Below are 19754 nucleotides of genomic sequence, written 5' to 3'. Positions count from 1 at the left end.
GAAGACGCTGAAGATCAATAGTGATACCACTTCATTTCCAGCATCACTTCGTTGACCGGCGAAGCCAGTTGACTGTACTCGCGTTGGGCGCTCAGGCGCAGACCGAGGTTACGTGACAGTTCCCATTGCTGGTTCAGGCTGATGCTGCGGCGTACTTCGCCATTGGTGAAGTAATCTCCCTTGGCTTCCAGGCTCAGGTTGCCCAGCGGGTTGCGCCACAGCAGGCCAGTGTTGAAGCCTGCAGCAGGCGAAACAAGGGCCGCGAAGTCGGCGTTGTGTTCGATGCGCACGGTGCCCAATGCGAAACCGAGCATGTCGTCGGTCAGTTGCCAAGTGCCGCCGCCGCCACCGTTGACGTGGCTGACCAGGGTTTCATCTGCATGTTTGCCCAGCACTCGTTCCAATCCGCCGGAGACTTGCCAGGACCAGGGTTGGAGCAGGGCGTTGCGTGGCGTCAGCGAGCGAATGGTTGCCAGATCGAGCTGTTGGACCTGCCAGTGATTCCCTTCGTATTGACGTAATTTTAGCTGGAGAATCTCGATCTGCGCGCCCAGCGGGAAACCATAGGCATTGTCGTTCAGGTCGTGATACGCCATGCGCAGGCCATATTCGGCGAACGCCTTGTCATCACGGCTGCCCGCGCCCAATTGCCAGGTACGAGACTCATGGCCGTCTTCCGTTAAACCGGGGCGTGCGATGTCCAGTGGTGGCGGGGGATTCTGGTTGATCGCACGCAGCAGCTCGAAACTGCGCTGTGAGCGTTCTGTATCGCGTTCCAGACCATTTGCGCGATAGCGTTCGAGGCGGTAGGCGGCGTCCTGAATCAACGCGCGGCGTTCTTTAGGCAGGGTCAGGTAATCGCTGTTTTGCAATTGCTTCTGATCGGCGCTGACCTTGAGCACCCATTGCTGTTCTTCACTCTCAAGGGGCGCGGCGCGGCTGAGCAACTCTCGCTCGCGGGACGGGCGATAGTCGGTTCTCTCCACCAGACCTGCGTCTTTCACGGCGCGTACGGTGTCGGTCGGGATCGCTGTCAGCGGGAAGTGCTGGGTCAGGTTCAGGCCGGGTCGTGCGACTTGTAGCAGCTCCAACAAGCGATACGAGCAGTTTTCGTCGAAGAAAAAATAGCTGAAGCGAATCTGCTTGAGCTCCCAGACATGCTCGACCATCCGCCCGGTTTCTTCGTGGGTCAGGTTCAGCCGGTATTCCCAAAGGTCACGGTTTTCCAGACTGCGGTATTCGGACAGTTTTTCCTGGTAAGGCACCAGTGCGAAGAGGCCTGGATAACCGCCCATCAAGCCTTTCCACGCGTACAGAATACTGTTGTCCATGCCTTCGATGTACGCGCCAAAGTTAATTGCATAGCTGAGCAGGGCGGTGTGATTGGTCTGCACGTCAGCCTGGTCGATGCGCAACAGGGTGTGACCGAACATGGAGGAAGGGCTGTTCAAGTAAGCGGCCGGAAAGATCAACACGGCGCTGTCGGGTGCCACGTCCTTGAACCATTGCTTGAATTCTTTGCAGTCTACGGCGGGCAGGTCGCTCAGCTGCAATTGGTCACGCAGCCAGCGGGTCCGTGCCGGGTAAACGCATTGGGCGTGGTTATTTTGAGCCAGGGTGTCGAAGCTGCTGACGGGGGCATAAATCGCATCGAGCGTGGCGCTCAGTTCCGCTGCAGGATCGTGGGCACCGTTGGCAGCAAGAAAAAATTTGGGGTCATCTACATAGCTGCGCCAGCCACCCAGCTTGGCCGTTTCATAGTGCCCCAGGGATATCCAGAACTGCGTATTTGCCAGTTGCTGCAAGCGATCATTGTCGATATGCGGCGAGGCATACAGCGGGGCGCAGATACAGAGCGCCACATAACCAAGGCGTTTGAGCATAGAGGGCAACTAGTCAGGAGGCAGGGCAATCAATGTTCGGGGTCGTAAACAGGGGCCTGCCCCCTGAGGCGGGGGCAGGCGGTGCGAGCTTAAGCCTGAGTTGCGTATTTCGCCAGAAGAGGGTCGTTTTTCAACACCGCGAGGGTGTTGTTGTGGACATCTTCGGCCGTTGTATCTGCTTTGCTGAAAATCTGCTGGAAGTGCTCGTGGGTGACTGCGGCAAAATGCGCACGGTCTTGTGGTGCAACGCCCAACACGACCGCGTACGTGGTCAGCGCTTCGCCCTGACCCATGGCCATGTCTTTGGAAAGCTCGTCCATCATGCCGTTCATGGAAAGCCAGGATTTACCGCCGTAGGTCAAGGCAGCGTTGGTGGAGCAGCCGTTTGTACCGGAGGTCATGCCGAAGGTGGCGTTACCCGATGTGCCGTTGGTGGTGGAAGCCAGAAAGTGGGCTGGAGTTCCACGCTGGCCTTCAAACAGCATATTGCCCCAGCCGCAATCCGGGCCACCTGGCGCTTGGGCCATGGCGTTGAGGGATGCGACGGTGAAGAGAGTACCAAGAAGAATCCGTTTCATAGCTTTAGTCTCTTTTGTGATCAACCAAGGGTCAAGGTTCCTGGCCGGTCATTGCGCCAGGGCAAGCCAGAGTTGTTATGACTGGCTGCGCAAGTTTGAGTTTAGGTCCGATCCAGGGGTTCCGTGATTTATTGCAAATTGTTATAGGGTTGGAGACTTTTCTCCCATTAAGGAGAGTGAAGCTTTTACGTGCAAAAAAATCGGCCGCACCGTGCCTTGCCAGCGGGGTACAGCGAGCGCCAGAATGCCGCTATCTGCCCCGCTCGATGTAAGGATGTCCGATGCCCGATCCTGTTGCTGCCAGCTTGCGTCTTGCGCCTGAAGCGCTGACACGTCCTTTCTCCGCTGAACAGTTCAGCTTCACGACAACCAATGATCTGGAACCCTTTCGCGGTGTGCTCGGCCAAGAGCGAGCAGTCGAAGCCTTACAGTTTGGCGTGGCCATGCCGCGCCCCGGTTACAACGTATTTGTGATGGGCGAGCCCGGTACCGGCCGCTTCTCCTTCGTCAAGCGCTACCTCAAAGCCGAAGGCAAGCGCATGGAGACGCCGTCGGACTGGGTTTACGTCAATAATTTCGATGAACCGCGCGAGCCGCGCGCACTGGAGTTGCCTCCTGGCAGCGCGGGTGCGTTCATTGCGGATATCAATGGCCTGATCGATAACCTGCTGGCGACCTTCCCGGCGGTGTTCGAACACCCGTCGTACCAACAGAAAAAAAGCGCCATCGACCGCGCATTCAATCAACGTTATGACCGAGCGCTGGACGTTATCGAGCGCTTGGCCCTGGAAAAAGAAGTCGCCCTTTACCGCGACAGCACCAACATTGCCTTTACACCGATGAGCGAAGGCAAGGCGCTGGACGAGGCCGAATTTTCGCAGTTGCCTGAAGTGGACCGTGAGCGTTTTCATACCGACATTTCCGGTCTGGAAGAGCGCCTCAACGAGGAGCTGGCCAGCCTGCCGCAATGGAAGCGTGAATCCAGCAACCAGATGCGTCAGTTGAATGAAGAAACCATCACCCTGGCCTTGCAGCCGTTGCTGGCGCCGTTGTCCGAGAAGTACGACGAGAACGCCGGGGTCTGCGCTTACCTGCAAGGGGTGCAGGTCTACCTGCTGAAAACCGTGGTCGAGCAGTTGGTCGACGATAGCAAGACCGACGCCGAGGCGCGCAAGCTGCTCGAAGAACAATACTGCCCGAGTTTAGTGGTCGACCATCCGGTCAATTCGGGCGCGCCGGTGATTTTCGAACCGCATCCCACCTACGACAACCTGTTCGGGCGCATCGAATACAGCACCGATCAAGGCGCTCTATACACCACCTACCGTCAACTGCGCCCCGGTGCACTGCATCGGGCCAACGGTGGTTTTCTGGTGCTCGAAGCCGAAAAAATGCTCAGCGAGCCGTTTGTCTGGGATGCGCTCAAGCGCGCCTTGCAATCGCGCAAGTTGAAAATGGAATCGCCTCTGGGCGAGTTGGGTCGTCTGGCGACGGTGACTTTGACCCCGCAAGTGATTCCGCTCCAGGTCAAAGTCATCATCATTGGTGCGCGTTCACTGTATTACGCGTTGCAAGACGCCGATCCGGATTTTCAGGAGATGTTCCGGGTACTGGTGGATTTCGATGAAGACATCCCGATGGGCGACGAGACGCTGGAGCAGTTCGCCCAGTTGCTCAAAACCCGCACCTCCGAAGAAGGCATGGCGCCGTTGACCGCTGACGCTGTCGCCCGCCTGGCCACGTACAGCGCCCGCCTGGCTGAGCATCAGGGCCGGTTATCGGCGCGCATCGGAGACCTGTTCCAATTGGTCAGCGAGGCGGATTTCATTCGCCAACTGGCCAGTGACGACAAGACCGATGCCGGGCACATCGAGCGCGCGCTCAAGGCCAAGGCCACGCGCACGGGCCGGGTGTCGGCGCGGATTCTCGACGACATGCTCGCGGGCATCATCCTGATCGACACCGCCGGTGCGGCCGTGGGCAAGTGCAACGGGCTGACGGTGCTGGAAGTCGGCGACTCGGCGTTTGGCGTACCTGCGCGGATTTCGGCGACGGTTTATCCCGGAGGCAGCGGTATTGTCGATATCGAACGCGAGGTCAACCTGGGTCAGCCGATCCACTCCAAGGGGGTGATGATTCTCACGGGCTATCTGGGCAGCCGCTACGCGCAGGAATTCCCGCTGGCGATTTCCGCGAGCATCGCTCTGGAGCAATCCTACGGTTATGTGGATGGCGACAGTGCGTCACTGGGCGAAGCGTGCACCTTGATTTCGGCACTGTCGAAAACACCGCTTAAGCAGTGTTTCGCCATTACCGGATCAATCAATCAGTTTGGTGAAGTGCAGGCGGTGGGCGGGGTCAACGAAAAAATCGAAGGCTTCTTCCGTCTCTGCGAAGCGCGTGGCTTGACTGGCGAGCAGGGCGCAATCATTCCGCAGGCGAACGTGGCCACCCTGATGCTCGACGAGCGTGTGCTGCAAGCCGTGCGTGCCGGGCAGTTCCATGTGTACGCGGTGCGTCAGGCCGATGAGGCGCTGAGCCTGTTGGTTGGCGAGCCTGCCGGTGCGCCAGATGAAGACGGTCAGTTCCCGGAAGGCAGCGTTAACGCCCGTGTGGTTGAGCGTTTGCGGGACATCGCCGAGATGCTCAGTGATGAAGAGCTCAAGGAGCTGGGGAAAGAGCCGGCGCAGTTGCAGCCGGAACTGAAGGCCTTGGCAAAAAAAGCGGATTGAAAGGGCAGGGCGCCGCAGTGGTGGCATGACCATTCGGCGCCCAGTCACTGCGGGTGCTTTTCGAATTCTGCTTTTGTTCTACTCTGGCACATATCACAGTTGTCAAAAGGACTGACGCGCTCCTTCCTGCGGTTCGAGGGGCGAACACTGTATCTACCGAGGAGCTCGCCATGTCGCGCAGCCTCTGTCTTACCCGCCAATGTCTGGGTCTGGTCACCCGTATCGAATGTGTGATTCGCCCGCTCTCAGGAGATAACGGTATGTGGACGTTACTGTTCGCCGCCGGCATGTCTGACGAGCAACCCTCCGCACTCAAGGCTCAAGGGCCTTTCCATGGGCCACTGGCCGCTGAATCGGTATTGATGGCTATTGCCGAAAGCCTGACGTTGCACGGCTATCAGGTGGCCGAAGACGTCCCCATTTGGCAGGTACACCTGCAAGGCGAGTTGCGTCGCATAAACGGAGAAGGTTCGCGTTGTCAGCGAATGTCCCCGGTTTGAGTTCGCGGCGCTGACGAGGTTCGTTACACGTTCTCGTCGGGTGCTGTTGTTTTTAACGTGTGTCAGGGAGCCCCCCGGGGCGCTCCCTGCTTCTATATCCTTGGTTATAGTTTTGCTCGAGTGAATCTTTCTTACAGTACCTATCAACCATTTTGCACAAACGGCCACGATTTTTTAAGCATGTGTGAGTAGCTTGGCTGGGACGATGAAAGTGCTAAGAGTTTTGACCATCCACCATCAGACGTCTGGCCTTTGCGTTCTTCGGAGAGGTAATGGACGGGCGGTGTCATTTCCAGGTTGTGATTTCGCCGTCCTGTACAAGACTTATACTTCTGACTCATCGGTACAGTTTGACAGGGCCTTCTCATGAATCTCCAGGAACTGACCGCTTTTGCCCATGCAGGGCTTGTGGATGAATTGAATCTGATCTCTATGGAAGGGGGCATCTATTTACTGGAGGCCCGCGTACGTGGCGTGGCGTACCCGCTCAATGACTTGAACGGCAAAACCTTGCACTTACGCTCCGTGGAGCATGCTCGGGATCTGCTGCACACCTTGCCAAAGGTGCCGTTCAATCTGGTGCACGCCGTGGTTCACGACGAAATGTGCGGTCTGCACAATGTCGACGAACAACCCCTGAGTGTGCCGATAGCCTTCCACTCTGCGTGGTGATACCTGCGGGTAGGGAGCGCTTGCTCATCTGTGCTAGGCTGCTTGCCCTTTTGGTTCGGGGCGTCTTCAGGCGAGCCGTGGATTAGCCGCTCAGCGTGCCCACGTCCGGTCTTTTCCAGGCGCCCCCTCAGCGGAGCAGTGTTATGTCCGAAGTTAACTTGTCCACCGACGAAACCCGCGTCAGCTACGGCATTGGTCGTCAGTTGGGTGACCAGCTGCGTGATAACCCGCCACCGGGCATCAGCCTGGACGCGATCCTGGCGGGCCTGAATGACGCCTTCCACGGTAAAGAAAGCCGTGTAGGTCAGGACGAAATGTCTGCCAGCTTCAAAGTCATCCGCGAAATCATGCAGGCAGAAGCAGCGGCCAAGGCTGAACAAGCTGCGGGTGCTGGCCTGGCTTACCTGGCTGAGAATGCCAAGCGTGAGGGCGTTACAACCTTGGCTTCAGGTCTGCAATTCGAAATCCTGAACGCCGGTGAAGGCGCCAAGCCATCGCGCGAAGATCAGGTTCGCACCCACTACCACGGCACGCTGATCGACGGTACGGTGTTCGACAGCTCTTACGATCGCGGCGAGCCTGCTGAATTCCCGGTTGGTGGCGTGATTGCCGGCTGGACTGAAGCCTTGCAACTGATGAACGCCGGTAGCAAATGGCGTCTGCACGTTCCGAGCGAACTGGCTTACGGCGCACAAGGCGTCGGCGGCATTCCTCCGCACAGCGTTCTGGTATTTGACGTCGAGCTGCTGGACGTTCTGTAACCGTCGCGTTGTAAGCAGATGATGGTTGAACGGATCGTCCTGATCCGTTCAATCATGACAGGCAGGCATGTTGCGTTCAGCGCGCATGTTCAGTGCAGTTCACCGGCAGGGCGTAGCGCCCGCGCGTAGCAAAATAAAAACAGATTTCGCACCATCTCCTTCAGTACGCAGGGTTCGCTCGAACACAGTCCTGTAACGTCCAGATCCCCCTGATCACGCAGTTCGTCCAGCGCGTCCTCTTCCAACACCGCGCAAACCTCTCCGGTTTCACGATGGATGATTCGCAGGTAAGGGTGTGGGCGGTCCAGCCAGGCATCAATCAAATAAGTCATGTCTCATCTCCTTCTGGGTTTAGATGAGAATAATTCTTATTCATATAATAGCAAGGGACTATTGGATATTTGATTGGCGGGGGAGCGAGGTCGCATTCGCAGACACGTCAGTCCTCGCACATAATCTGTGCCGGGTGCACCTGTCGCGGTGTACGCGATTCTGGAGCTGACGTGTCTGTAAATGGGGTGCCGCTGTGTCTCAGTGCGTGCGCGCTACCGCGAACTCACTCAGCTCGATCAACGCATCGCGGTATTCGCTCGCTGGCAGCACTTCAAGGCAAGCAATGGCCTTGGCGACGTAATCACGGGCCAGTTGTGCGGTGTAATCCAGGGCGCCCGCGTTTTCGACGGCTTCGCGAATGCTTTCCAGGTCCTCCAGGCCACCTTTCTGGATAGCCTGGCGCACCAGTGCAGCCTGTTCTGGTGTGCCTTCGCGCATGGTGTAGATCAACGGAAGGGTAGGTTTGCCTTCTGCCAGATCATCACCCACATTTTTGCCCAGGGTTTCGGCATCGCCGCGATAATCCAGCAGATCGTCGACCAGCTGGAAGGCCACGCCCAAGTGATCGCCGAACGTGCGCAGGGCTTCACTTTGCTCGTGGGTGGCGCCGCACAAGGCTGCAGCGCTATGAGTCGAGGCTTCGAACAGCATGGCTGTCTTGCCGCGAATCACTTCCATATAGGTTTCTTCAGTGGTGCTGGCGTCGCGAATTTTCGACAGCTGCAGCACTTCGCCTTCTGCGATGACGCGCGTGGCTTTGGAGAGGATCTTCATCACGGACATCGAGCCCAGTTCAACCATCATCTCGAAAGAACGCGAGTACAGGAAGTCGCCGACCAATACGCTGGGGGCGTTGCCCCACAAGGCGTTGGCGGTGGAGCGGCCACGGCGCATACCGGACATGTCGACCACGTCGTCGTGCAGCAGGGTGGCGGTGTGCAGGAACTCGATGGTAGCCGCCAGCAGACGCAGGTCATCGCCTTCGCGCCCCAGCGCTTTGCCGCACAACAGTACCAATAAAGGACGCAGGCGTTTACCGCCGGCCGAGGTAATGTAGTCGCCGATTTTCGACACCAACGGCACGCGTGACGCCAGCTGCTTTTTGATAATGACGTCAACGGCACTAAAGTCGTCCGCCACCGTGCGGTAGAAAGCTTGGGGTTGCATCAGCGACAGGCGCTCCAAAAGGGTTGCGCGGCATGCTAGGTCTAGGGCCTGACCCTGTCAAGGTATCCTGATTAGGCACTTGCATCGCTTTTGCGCCTTGCGTACAATCGCGCACCCTAACTTTCCTGGGCAGCACCTGCCTTACGCAATTGCAACGGGCCGTTCCAGCCCAATGCAGCCATGCCAGCCAATACTCTACTTATAAAGAGCTGGGTGAGCAGGATTAACGGAGAAATACCATGTACGCAGTAATTGTTACCGGTGGCAAGCAGTACAAAGTCGCCCCGGGCGAATACCTGAAGATCGAAAAGCTGGAAATCGCTACCGGCGAATCCGTGACTTTTGATCGTGTTCTGTTGATCGGCAACGGCGACGACGTCAGCATCGGCGCTCCAGTCGTTCCTGGCGCCACTGTAGTCGCTGAAGTGATCTCCCAAGGTCGCCACGACAAGATTCGCATCATCAAGTTCCGTCGTCGTAAGCACCACATGAAGCGTATGGGCCACCGCCAGTGGTACACCGAGATCAAAATCACCGGTATTCAGGCTTAATTCAGCCTAATCCACTATTTGGAGTATTGAACTCATGGCACACAAAAAAGCTGGTGGTAGTACCCGTAACGGTCGCGACTCAGAAGCCAAGCGTCTTGGCGTCAAGATGTATGGCGGCCAGGCAATCATTCCGGGCAACATCATCGTGCGTCAGCGCGGCACCCAATTCCACGCTGGCTACGGCGTTGGTATGGGCAAAGATCACACCCTGTTCGCGAAAGTGGAAGGCGTGATCAAGTTCCAGGTTAAAGGCGCCTTCGGTCGCCGTTATGTGAGCATTGTCCCGAAGACTGTAGTCGTCGCGGCATAATCACGTAGTTGCTGGAAAAGCCCTGTCTAGCGACGGGGCTTTTTTGTTTGTAGATGTAGGTGAGTCTCTCGCAAAACTGTTTGTGCGGGCTGTTGTGATGTGGGCCCCTGGGGCTGCTGGTTTCTGATCGGTATCGCAACGCTCATTTTTGCAAGAGTCTTATGTCTTTGTGTTTTTCAGCTCGTCCCTGTGGCGGGAGGCGTGCGTTATGAAGTTTGTAGATGAAGTTTCGATTCGAGTAAAAGCAGGTGATGGCGGCAACGGTTGCATGAGCTTCCGTCGGGAAAAGTTCATCGAGAACGGCGGCCCTAACGGCGGCGACGGCGGTGATGGCGGCTCGATCTACATGATCGCCGACGAAAACCTGAACACCTTGGTCGACTACCGTTACACCCGGCACTTCGATGCTGAGCGCGGTTCCAACGGCGGCAGTGCTGACTGCACCGGTAAGAAAGGCGAAGAGATGGTGCTGCGTGTGCCGGTCGGCACCACGGTGATCGATGCGGCTACTCAGGAAATCATTGGTGACCTGACCAAGGCTGGTCAGCGCTTGCTGGTGGCCAGCGGTGGCTGGCACGGCCTGGGCAACACCCGTTTCAAATCCAGCACCAACCGTGCGCCACGTCAGACCACGCCAGGCAAGTTCGGCGATCAGCGTGATCTCAAGCTGGAATTGAAAGTGTTGGCGGACGTCGGTCTGCTGGGCCTGCCAAACGCGGGCAAAAGTACCTTTATTCGTTCTGTGTCTGCGGCCAAACCGAAAGTGGCGGATTATCCGTTTACCACGTTGATTCCGAACCTGGGTGTGGTCAGCGTCGATCGCTGGAAGAGCTTCGTGGTAGCCGATATTCCAGGCTTGATCGAAGGTGCTTCCGACGGTGCCGGTCTGGGGATTCGTTTTCTCAAGCATTTGGCGCGTACGCGTTTGCTGCTGCACCTCGTCGACATGGCGCCGCTGGATGACACCAGTGCACCGGACGCGGCTGAAGTCATCGTCAACGAGCTGATCAAGTTCAGTCCGTCACTGGCTGAGCGTGATCGCTGGCTGGTACTCAACAAGTGCGACCAGATCCTCGAAGAGGAGCACGAAGAGCGGGTCAAGGAAATCGTGGATCGTTTGGAGTGGACCGGTCCGGTCTACGTCATTTCAGCGATCTCCAAGCAAGGCACCGAGCAGCTTAGCCGCGACATCATGCGTTACCTCGAAGAGCGTAACCTGCGTATCGCTGAAGATCCGGCGTTCGCCCGTGAGCTGGCCGAGCTGGATCAGAACATCGAAGACGAGGCGCGTGCGCAGCTGCAAGCGCTGGACGATCAGCGTGCTCTGCGCCGTAGCGGCGTGAAGAGCGTGCATGATGCCGAAGAAGATGTTTGGGGCGATGATGAAGAGGACGATGAAGATGGTCCGGAAATCATTTACGTCCGTGACTGATCGGGTGCAGTAAACTAAACGCCGCTTAATAGCGGCGTTTTAGTATCTCGGATTTGTATTAACCAAAATTCTCTGGCTAAGGTTGGAAGATGATGCGCAGCAAAGTGACGGGTGCCCAGCGCTGGGTCGTGAAAATCGGCAGTGCCTTGCTGACCGCTGATGGCAAGGGCCTGGATCGGGCGGCAATGGGTGTCTGGGTCGAGCAAATGGTGGCGTTGCACGAGGCGGGCGTCGAACTGGTACTGGTTTCTTCCGGTGCTGTCGCGGCAGGCATGAGTCGTTTGGGCTGGACGGCGCGACCCACGGCCATGCACGAGTTGCAAGCCGCTGCGGCCATCGGTCAGATGGGCCTGGTGCAGGCGTGGGAGTCGAGTTTCGCCGAGCATGGTCGCCATACCGCGCAGATACTGTTGACTCACGACGACCTGTCTGACCGTAAACGCTATCTGAATGCACGCAGCACGTTGCGCACCTTGGTCGAGCTGGGCGTGGTCCCGGTGATCAACGAAAACGACACGGTGGTCACTGACGAGATCCGTTTCGGTGACAACGACACGCTGGCGGCGCTCGTGGCGAACCTGGTTGAAGCTGATCTGTTGGTGATCCTCACTGATCGCGACGGCATGTTTGATGCTGATCCGCGCAACAATCCTGATGCGAAACTGATTCACGAAGCGCGTGCCGATGATCCGGCACTGGACGCTGTTGCGGGCAGTACCGGCGGCGCGTTGGGTCGTGGTGGCATGCAGACCAAGCTGCGCGCGGCGCGTCTGGCTGCGCGTTCCGGGGCGCACACCGTTATCGTTGGTGGGCGTATCGAGCGCGTGCTGGCGAGGCTTAAAGCGGGCGAGCGGCTGGGCACACTGCTGTCACCTGAGCGGGAAATGCTGGCAGCGCGTAAACAGTGGCTGGCCGGGCATCTGCAAACGCGCGGCACCCTGGTGCTCGATGCAGGTGCGGTGGTCGCTTTGGCACAAGGCAATAAAAGCTTGCTGCCGGTGGGCGTCAAGTTGGTGCAGGGCAGCTTCCGTCGCGGTGAAATGGTGGTGTGCGTGGCGCCGGACGGTCGTGAGATTGCCCGAGGCTTGAGCAACTACAGTGCGCTGGAGGCTCAAAAAATCATCGGCCAATCATCCGAGGCCATCGTCCGTGTATTGGGCTATATGGCTGAGCCGGAGTTGGTGCATCGGGATAACCTGATTCTGGTGTGAACGGTTGCGATCCGGCCCCTATTAAGAAGCAGGAAGGTGTGATGCGAGTTTTAAAAGGTGTGTTGGGCGTGCTGTTGGCGTTGCCCTTGATGGCTTCGGCCGAAGAGATCGGTCAGGTGTCGACGGTGTTCAAGTTTGTCGGGCCCAATGATCGAATCGTGGTCGAGGCATTCGACGATCCGAAAGTCGAAGGTGTGACGTGCTACCTGTCCCGCGCCAAGACCGGTGGGTTGAAAGGTGGTCTGGGTCTGGCAGAAGATCGCGCCGAAGCCTCCATTGCGTGCCGGCAGGTGGGGGCGATTCGCTTCCAGGAACCGTTGAGGGATGGCGAAGAGGTTTTCAAAGAGCGCACCTCGCTGGTTTTCAAAACCATGCAGGTCGTTCGCTTCTTCGACAAAAAGCGCAATACGCTGGTGTATTTGGTCTATAGCGACCGAATCATCGAAGGCAGCCCGCAGAACGCGGTGACAGCCATTCCGATTTTGCCGTGGACACACAGCGCGCCTTGAGGGTGCGCCTGGCGTTCGTCCTGTAAGAGGGATCGAGGCGTGTAGTTTTGTCTGCGAAGGCTAGTCTGCGCGTTCCGGTCACGCCTGCAAATGTTCGGTGTGCTGATCAAATCGCAGACAATAAAAAACCGACCCTGGGGTCGGTTTTTTAACAAGCTTATCGCTTACGCAGCTACAGCAAGGTTCAGAGCCTTGACGTGGCCGTTCAGGCGACTCTTATGACGAGCAGCTTTGTTCTTGTGGATGATGCCTTTATCGGCCATACGGTCGATGATTGGCACAGCCAGAACATAAGCAGCTTGCGCTTTTTCAGCGTCTTTTGCGTCAATGGCTTTAACTACATTCTTGATGTAGGTACGAACCATGGAACGCATGCTGGCGTTGTGGCTGCGACGCTTCTCAGCCTGTTTTGCACGTTTTTTGGCGGAAGGTGTGTTGGCCACCGTCGAGCTCCTCGAAAGACTTGTGAAATAGCAAACAAATAAGGCCGCGAATCATGCCGACGAGTTGATGTCTTGTCAAGGGCAGATGATGCGCTCCGCTGAGTGGTCCTGGTATATCGCCGGGTTATTTATTTCCAGCGTACGACCTGTAAACTCGCGGACTTTGGCTCTGTGCTGCTGCGGCGCGGAGTATCGCATAAACGGGCAGCTTAAGGGCCCGTCCTTTAGCCAAGGCGCACAACTCTTTCAATGAACCTACTTCGATCATTAGCCGCCGTCAGCTCTATTACGATGCTTTCCCGCGTATTGGGCTTTGTGCGGGACACGATTATTGCGCGTGCTTTCGGTGCTGGAATGGCGACGGATGCCTTTTTTATCGCCTTCAAGCTGCCCAACCTGTTGCGCCGGATCTTCGCCGAAGGCGCTTTCTCTCAAGCCTTCGTGCCGATTCTGGCCGAATATAAAAGCCAGCGAGGCGAGGAGGCGGCGCGCACGCTGGTTGCCTACGTCAGTGGCTTGCTGACCCTGGTGCTGGCGCTGGTTACGCTGCTGGGGATCGTCGCGGCACCTTGGGTGATCTGGGTAACCGCCCCCGGCTTCGCCGATACGCCGGAAAAATTCGCGCTCACCACTGACCTGTTGCGAGTGACCTTTCCTTATATATTGCTCATTTCCCTGTCATCGCTCGCGGGAGCGATCCTCAATACATGGAACCGCTTTGCAGTACCGGCCTTCGTTCCAACCCTGCTTAACGTCGCTATGATCGGGTTTGCGCTGTTCCTGACGCCGTATTTCGATCCGCCGGTCATGGTGTTGGGGTGGGCAGTGCTGGCCGGCGGGCTTCTGCAATTGCTGTATCAGCTGCCACACCTGAAAAAAATCGGCATGTTGGTCCTGCCGCGTCTGAACCTGCGCGACAGCGGTGTCTGGCGCGTTATGAAGCAGATGTTGCCAGCGATTCTGGGTGTTTCCGTCAGTCAGATATCCCTGATCATCAACACGATTTTTGCCTCGTTTCTGGTTGCCGGCTCTGTGTCCTGGATGTATTACGCCGACCGCCTGATGGAGTTGCCTTCCGGCGTCCTCGGCGTGGCGCTGGGTACCATCCTGCTGCCGGTCCTGTCGAAAACCTACGCCAGCAAAGACCGTCAAGAGTATTCGCGGATACTCGATTGGGGCCTGCGCCTGTGCTTCGTGCTGGTCTTGCCGTGCACCCTGGCGCTGGGGATTCTGGCCGAGCCGCTCACGGTTTCGCTGTTTCAGTACGGCAAATTCGATGCGCTGGACGCAGTCATGACTCAGCGTGCCTTGATCGCCTATTCGGTGGGGCTGCTGGGCATCATTGTGATCAAGGTCCTGGCGCCGGGGTTTTATGCGCAACAAAATATTCGCACCCCGGTGAAAATCGCGATCTTCACGCTTATCGTCACTCAACTGCTCAACCTCGCGTTCATTGGCCCGCTGCAGCACGCCGGGCTGGCACTGGCGATCAGCGTGGGCGCCTGCATCAATGCCGGGCTGCTGTTTTGGCAGTTGCGCAAGCAGGCGCTGTTTCAGCCGCAGCCAGGCTGGACGAAATTTCTATTCAAGCTGGTCGTCGCGGTGTTGTTGATGTCCGGCGTGTTGCTCGGCCTGATGCACGTCATGCCAGCGTGGGACGAAGGGCACATGCTTGAGCGCCTTATTCGTCTGGGGGCGTTGGTGACGGCGGGTGTCGCGGTCTATTTCGGTGCGTTGCTGTTGCTAGGTTTTCGCCTGAAGGACTTCGCTCGCAAGGCGATTATGTAGGGGGTGAGAGGAGGGGCAATCGTCGGTTTTTCGGGCTGAAGGCCGACTGCTTGCGTTTTGCCTCGGACTGTTGCCTGTCGTCCAGGGCTGTGTGTGGTTATAATCGGCCACTTTATGAGCAAGAAGCGTGTTATGCAGCTGGTTCGAGGCCTCCACAATCTGCGCCCCCAGCATCGGGGCTGTGTCGCCACTATTGGCAACTTTGACGGTGTTCACCGTGGCCACCAGGCTATTCTGGCGCGCTTGCGTGAGCGAGCGGTCGAGTTGGGCGTGCCCAGCTGCGTGGTGATTTTTGAACCGCAACCGCGTGAATTTTTTGCCCCCGACACTGCGCCAGCGCGCCTGACACGTTTGCGTGACAAACTCGAGTTGTTGGCAGGTGAGGGTGTCGACCTGGTGTTATGCCTGGCGTTCAATCAGCGCCTGAGGAAACTCAGTGCCGCCGAGTTCGTCGATACGATTCTGGTCGGCGGCCTGGGCGTACAGCATCTGGAAGTCGGCGACGACTTCCGTTTCGGGTGTGATCGGCTCGGCGATTTCGATTTTCTGCAGCAAGCGGGCGCGGCCCAAGGGTTCACCGTAGAAGCGGCGCAGACTGTTGAAATAGACGGGGTTCGGGTCAGCAGCACCAAGGTTCGTGATGCCTTGGCTGCGGCGGATTTCGTCCAGGCCGAACGTTTGCTGGGGCGCCCGTTTCAGATTGCCGGGCGGGTCTTGCACGGCCAGAAACTGGCTCGGCAGTTGGGTACGCCCACCGCCAACGTACAGCTCAAACGTCGTCGTGTGCCGTTGACCGGGGTTTATCTGGTCAGCACGGAAATTGATGGCAAAACATGGCCGGGTGTCGCCAATATTGGCGTACGTCCGACCGTGTCAGGTGATGGCAGTGCCCACCTGGAAATACATATTCTGGATTTTACCGGTGATCTCTATGGCCGGCGTTTGACGGTGGCTTTCCACCAAAAGCTGCGTGATGAGCAGCGTTTCGCCTCTCTGGAGGCGCTGAAGACGGCGATCAATGCGGATGTCGCCGCCGCCCGTGCCCATTGGCGCCAGTAACATAAGTAGCGCTAATCGCTAATTAAGAGCCTTAAATGACCGACTATAAAGCCACGCTAAACCTTCCGGACACCGCCTTCCCAATGAAGGCCGGCCTGCCCCAGCGCGAGCCGCAAACTCTGCAGCGCTGGGACAGCATTGGCCTGTACCAGAAGCTGCGCGAAATTGGCAAGGATCGTCCAAAGTTCGTTCTACACGACGGTCCTCCCTATGCCAACGGCAATATTCACATCGGTCACGCCGTCAACAAGATTCTCAAGGACATGATCATCCGCTCGAAAACCCTTTCGGGTTTCGACGCGCCTTATGTTCCGGGTTGGGACTGCCACGGTCTGCCAATCGAGCACAAAGTCGAAGTCACCCACGGCAAGAACTTGCCTGCGGACAAGACGCGTGAGCTGTGCCGTGCCTACGCTGCCGAGCAGATTGAAGGGCAAAAAGCCGAATTCATCCGGCTTGGCGTGTTGGGCGACTGGAGTAACCCTTACCGCACCATGGACTTTGCCAACGAAGCCGGGGAAATCCGCGCGCTGGCTGAAATGGTCAAGGGCGGTTTCGTGTTCAAGGGCTTGAAACCGGTCAACTGGTGTTTTGACTGTGGCTCGGCACTGGCTGAAGCTGAAGTCGAATACGCCGACAAAAAATCCGCGACCATCGACGTCGCATTCCCGATTGCTGATGAAGCGAAGCTGGCGGCGGCTTTTGGCCTGACTGCGCTGAGCAAACCGACCTCCGTCGTGATCTGGACCACAACACCGTGGACCATTCCGGCCAACCAGGCGCTGAACGTCCACCCGGAGTTCACCTACGCGTTGGTCGATGTCGGCGACAAACTGCTGGTGCTGGCCGAAGAACTGGTCGAGTCCTGCCTTGCGCGCTACAACCTGCAAGGTTCAGTGATCGCCACCGCTCAAGGCCAGGCGCTGGAGCTGATCAACTTCCGTCACCCGTTCTACGATCGCCTGTCGCCGGTGTACCTGGCTGACTACGTCGAACTGAGCGCCGGTACCGGTGTGGTTCACTGCTCGCCCGCTTATGGCGTCGACGACTTTGTGATCAGCAAAAGTTACGGTATGACCAACGACGACATCATCAGTCCGGTGCAGAGCAACGGTGTGTATGTCGACTCGCTAGAGTTTTTTGGTGGCCAGTTTATCTTCAAGGCCAACCAGAACATCGTCGACAAGCTGGCGGAAGTCGGCAGCTTGCTGCATACCGAAACCATCTCTCACAGCTACATGCACTGCTGGCGCCACAAGACGCCGCTGATCTACCGCGCGACGGCGCAGTGGTTCGTGGGCATGGACAAGCAGCCGGTCACGGGCGCTACCTTGCGTGAGCGTGCCGTCAAAGCCATCGAAGAGACCGCGTTCATCCCGGCTTGGGGTCAGGCGCGTCTGCATTCGATGATCGCCAACCGCCCGGACTGGTGTATCTCGCGTCAACGTAACTGGGGCGTGCCGATCCCGTTCTTCCTGAACAAGGAAAGCGGCGAGCTGCACCCGCGTACCGTCGAGCTGATGGAAGAAGTTGCCCAGCGCGTCGAACAGGAAGGCATTGAAGCCTGGTTCAAAATGGACGCGTCCGAGCTGCTCGGTGACGAAGCGTCGAAGTACGACAAGATCTCCGACACCCTGGACGTCTGGTTCGACTCCGGCACCACGCACTGGCACGTCCTGCGTGGCTCGCATCCGATGGGCCACGAAACCGGTCCGCGCGCTGATCTGTACCTGGAAGGTTCGGATCAACACCGTGGCTGGTTCCACTCGTCGCTGTTGACCGGTTGCGCCATCGACAACCACGCGCCGTACCGCGAATTGTTGACCCACGGTTTCGTCGTCGACGAGAACGGTCGCAAGATGTCCAAGTCGCTGAATAACGTCGTCGCGCCGCAGAAGGTCAACGACTCCCTGGGCGCCGATATCATGCGTCTATGGGTGTCAGCCACCGACTACTCGGGCGAAATGGCGGTTTCCGACCAGATCCTGCAACGCAGCGCGGACGCCTACCGGCGTATCCGTAACACTGCGCGCTTCCTGCTTTCCAACCTGACCGGCTTCAACCCGGCCACCGACATCCTGCCGGCCGAAGAAATGCTGGCGCTGGATCGTTGGGCGGTTGACCGTGCCGCGCTGCTGCAACGCGAGCTGCAAGAGCATTACGGCGAATACCGGTTCTGGAACGTCTACTCCAAGGTGCACAATTTCTGCGTGCAGGAACTGGGCGGTTTCTACCTGGACATCATCAAGGATCGTCAATACACCACGGCGGCCGACAGCACTGCGCGTCGCTCTTGCCAGACCGCGCTGTTCCACATCTCTGAAGCGCTGGTGCGCTGGATCGCTCCGATCCTGGCCTTCACCGCCGACGAGCTGTGGCAGTACCTGCCGGGCGAGCGCAACGAATCTGTGATGCTCAACACTTGGTACGAAGGCCTCAGCGAGTTGCCAGACGGTTTCGAGCTGGACCGCGCCTACTGGGAGCGGATCATGGCGGTCAAAGTAGCGGTCAACAAAGAGATGGAAAACCTGCGTGCAGCCAAAGCGATTGGTGGCAACCTGCAGGCTGAAGTCATCTTGTACGCTGAAGACTCGCTGGTCGCCGACCTGTCTAAGCTGAGCAATGAATTGCGCTTCGTGCTGATCACCTCCACGGCCACTGTCGCCCCTCTGCTTGATGCTCCGGCCGATGCCGTAGTCACCGAAGTCAGCGGTCTGAAGCTCAAAGTGGTCAAGTCCGGGCACGCGAAGTGCGCCCGTTGCTGGCACCACCGCGAAGACGTGGGTGTCGATCCAGAGCATCCGGAAATCTGCGGTCGTTGTGTAGACAATATCAGCGGCAAGGGCGAGGTGCGTCACTATGCCTAATGCGGGCACGGCGAGCCGTATCGGCCGTCTGAGCTGGCTCTGGTTGAGCGTGCTGGTACTGGTCATTGACCAGGCCAGCAAGTTCTATTTCGAGCATGGGCTGACCTTGTATCAGCAAATTGTCGTGATCCCTGATTACTTCAGCTGGACCCTGGCCTACAACACTGGCGCTGCGTTCAGCTTCCTCGCTGACAGCTCCGGCTGGCAGCGTTGGTTGTTCGCGTTGATCGCGGTAGTGGTCAGTTCGGTGCTGGTGGTCTGGCTCAAACGCCTGGGTTCAAGTGAAACCTGGTTGGCCGTGGCGCTGGCGCTGGTATTGGGGGGCGCACTTGGCAACCTCTATGACCGCATTGTGTTGGGGCATGTGATCGATTTCATTCTGGTGCATTGGCAGAATCGCTGGTATTTCCCGGCGTTCAACATTGCCGATAGCGCGATTACCGTCGGCGCGGTCATGTTGGCGCTGGATATGTTCAAAAGTAAAAAGTCCGGAGAACCCGTTCATGACTGAGCAGTTATTGGTTGAGCAACGCATCGGCCAGAACACGGAAGTCACCTTGCATTTCGCCCTGCGCCTGGAGAACGGCGACACCGTCGACAGTACCTTCGACAAGGCTCCTGCGACCTTCAAGGTCGGCGACGGTAACCTGTTGCCGGGTTTTGAAATAGCATTGTTCGGCTTCAAGGCGGGTGACAAACGCACCGTCGAAGTGTTGCCGGAAAACGCTTTCGGTCAGCCTAATCCGCAAAACGTGCAGATCATCCCGCGTTCGCAGTTCCAGAACATGGAGCTGTCCGAAGGCCTGCTGGTGATCTTCAACGACGCGGCCAATACTGAGCTGCCAGGCGTGGTCAAAGCGTTCGACGATGCTCAAGTGACCATCGACTTCAATCACCCGTTGGCTGGCAAGACGCTGAGTTTCGAAGTGGAAATCTTCGAGGTCAAAGCGCTCTGATC

Annotated in this window: 19 protein-coding genes; 14 read left to right on the top strand and 5 right to left on the bottom strand. The window is 57.8% G+C overall.

The genetic code is table 11. The features are described from left to right. Positions 1–14: 14 nt before the first annotated feature. Both RHM55_RS11260 and RHM55_RS11255 read right to left on the bottom strand, forming a co-directional pair. On the bottom strand, positions 15–1883 hold the full coding sequence (locus RHM55_RS11260) for a DUF4105 domain-containing protein (RefSeq protein WP_322182034.1): 1869 nt from the start codon (positions 1881–1883) through the stop codon (positions 15–17). A gap of 89 nt (positions 1884–1972) precedes the next feature. Further along, a complete protein-coding gene (locus RHM55_RS11255) occupies positions 1973–2461 on the bottom strand; it encodes a DUF3015 domain-containing protein (RefSeq protein ID WP_322182032.1) in 489 nt (162 codons plus the stop codon). Between the two features lie 281 nt (positions 2462–2742). Here RHM55_RS11255 and RHM55_RS11250 point away from each other — a divergent pair, with 281 nt between their 5' ends. From RHM55_RS11250 to RHM55_RS11235, 4 genes are all read left to right on the top strand, one after another. Beyond that, entirely contained in the window at positions 2743–5193 is a 2451-nt protein-coding gene (locus RHM55_RS11250; protein ID WP_322182031.1) for a Lon protease family protein, read from the top strand. 170 nt (positions 5194–5363) lie between these two features. After that, positions 5364–5693 carry a hypothetical protein gene (locus tag RHM55_RS11245; protein ID WP_322182029.1) on the top strand — a complete coding sequence of 110 codons (330 nt, stop codon included), beginning with the start codon at positions 5364–5366 and terminating at the stop codon, positions 5691–5693. Between the two features lie 366 nt (positions 5694–6059). Beyond that, positions 6060–6365, top strand: coding sequence for a DUF6482 family protein (locus RHM55_RS11240; RefSeq protein ID WP_322182027.1), 306 nt, complete (start codon positions 6060–6062; stop codon positions 6363–6365). A 143-nt stretch (positions 6366–6508) separates the two neighbouring features. After that, a complete protein-coding gene (locus RHM55_RS11235) occupies positions 6509–7126 on the top strand; it encodes an FKBP-type peptidyl-prolyl cis-trans isomerase (RefSeq protein WP_219062606.1) in 618 nt (205 codons plus the stop codon). An 89-nt stretch (positions 7127–7215) separates the two neighbouring features. On the opposite strand, the gene RHM55_RS11230 is transcribed toward RHM55_RS11235, so the two are convergent. Next, entirely contained in the window at positions 7216–7458 is a 243-nt protein-coding gene (locus RHM55_RS11230) for a hypothetical protein (protein ID WP_322182024.1), read from the bottom strand. Between the two features lie 199 nt (positions 7459–7657). After that, positions 7658–8626 carry a polyprenyl synthetase family protein gene (locus tag RHM55_RS11225; protein WP_322182022.1) on the bottom strand — a complete coding sequence of 323 codons (969 nt, stop codon included), beginning with the start codon at positions 8624–8626 and terminating at the stop codon, positions 7658–7660. Positions 8627–8865: 239 nt separating this feature from the next. Here RHM55_RS11225 and rplU point away from each other — a divergent pair, with 239 nt between their 5' ends. From rplU to RHM55_RS11200, 5 genes are all read left to right on the top strand, one after another. After that, a complete protein-coding gene (gene rplU, locus RHM55_RS11220; RefSeq protein WP_219062603.1) occupies positions 8866–9177 on the top strand; it encodes a 50S ribosomal protein L21 in 312 nt (103 codons plus the stop codon). A 34-nt stretch (positions 9178–9211) separates the two neighbouring features. Further along, on the top strand, positions 9212–9487 hold the full coding sequence (rpmA, locus tag RHM55_RS11215) for a 50S ribosomal protein L27 (RefSeq protein ID WP_048359284.1): 276 nt from the start codon (positions 9212–9214) through the stop codon (positions 9485–9487). Between the two features lie 208 nt (positions 9488–9695). After that, positions 9696–10919 (top strand): Obg family GTPase CgtA, encoded by a 1224-nt coding sequence (gene cgtA, locus RHM55_RS11210; RefSeq protein ID WP_219062601.1) that lies wholly within the window; start codon positions 9696–9698, stop codon positions 10917–10919. A gap of 92 nt (positions 10920–11011) precedes the next feature. Beyond that, the gene (gene proB / locus RHM55_RS11205; protein WP_322182872.1) at positions 11012–12130 is read left to right on the top strand and encodes a glutamate 5-kinase; all 1119 of its coding nucleotides are present in this window, start codon (positions 11012–11014) and stop codon (positions 12128–12130) included. A 41-nt stretch (positions 12131–12171) separates the two neighbouring features. Continuing rightward, the gene (locus tag RHM55_RS11200) at positions 12172–12639 is read left to right on the top strand and encodes a CreA family protein (protein WP_322182018.1); all 468 of its coding nucleotides are present in this window, start codon (positions 12172–12174) and stop codon (positions 12637–12639) included. Positions 12640–12803: 164 nt separating this feature from the next. Here RHM55_RS11200 and rpsT read toward each other — a convergent pair whose 3' ends face one another. Beyond that, positions 12804–13082 (bottom strand): 30S ribosomal protein S20, encoded by a 279-nt coding sequence (gene rpsT / locus RHM55_RS11195; RefSeq protein ID WP_219062599.1) that lies wholly within the window; start codon positions 13080–13082, stop codon positions 12804–12806. A 249-nt stretch (positions 13083–13331) separates the two neighbouring features. Between rpsT and murJ the strand changes: the two genes are divergently transcribed. The 5 genes from murJ to RHM55_RS11170 all read left to right on the top strand — a co-directional run bounded on the left by murJ (position 13332) and on the right by RHM55_RS11170 (position 19752). Beyond that, positions 13332–14870, top strand: coding sequence for a murein biosynthesis integral membrane protein MurJ (gene murJ / locus RHM55_RS11190; RefSeq protein WP_322182016.1), 1539 nt, complete (start codon positions 13332–13334; stop codon positions 14868–14870). A gap of 132 nt (positions 14871–15002) precedes the next feature. After that, complete coding sequence (ribF, locus tag RHM55_RS11185; RefSeq protein WP_322182014.1) at positions 15003–15929, top strand: bifunctional riboflavin kinase/FAD synthetase; 927 nt, start codon at positions 15003–15005, stop codon at positions 15927–15929. A gap of 35 nt (positions 15930–15964) precedes the next feature. After that, entirely contained in the window at positions 15965–18796 is a 2832-nt protein-coding gene (gene ileS, locus RHM55_RS11180) for an isoleucine--tRNA ligase (RefSeq protein ID WP_322182012.1), read from the top strand. After that, positions 18789–19307, top strand: coding sequence for a signal peptidase II (lspA, locus tag RHM55_RS11175; RefSeq protein WP_322182010.1), 519 nt, complete (start codon positions 18789–18791; stop codon positions 19305–19307). Before ileS ends, lspA begins: the two co-directional genes overlap by 8 nt. Continuing rightward, positions 19300–19752: a peptidylprolyl isomerase gene (locus tag RHM55_RS11170; RefSeq protein ID WP_322182008.1), complete on the top strand. Its 453-nt coding sequence runs from the start codon at positions 19300–19302 to the stop codon at positions 19750–19752. The genes lspA and RHM55_RS11170 overlap by 8 nt, the downstream gene beginning before the upstream one ends. The last annotated feature ends 2 nt before the right edge of the window (positions 19753–19754 follow it).

Source organism: Pseudomonas sp. MH9.2, assembly GCF_034353875.1.
Taxonomy (GTDB): Bacteria; Pseudomonadota; Gammaproteobacteria; order Pseudomonadales; family Pseudomonadaceae; genus Aquipseudomonas.
This window is presented reverse-complemented; position numbering and strand designations above follow the sequence as displayed.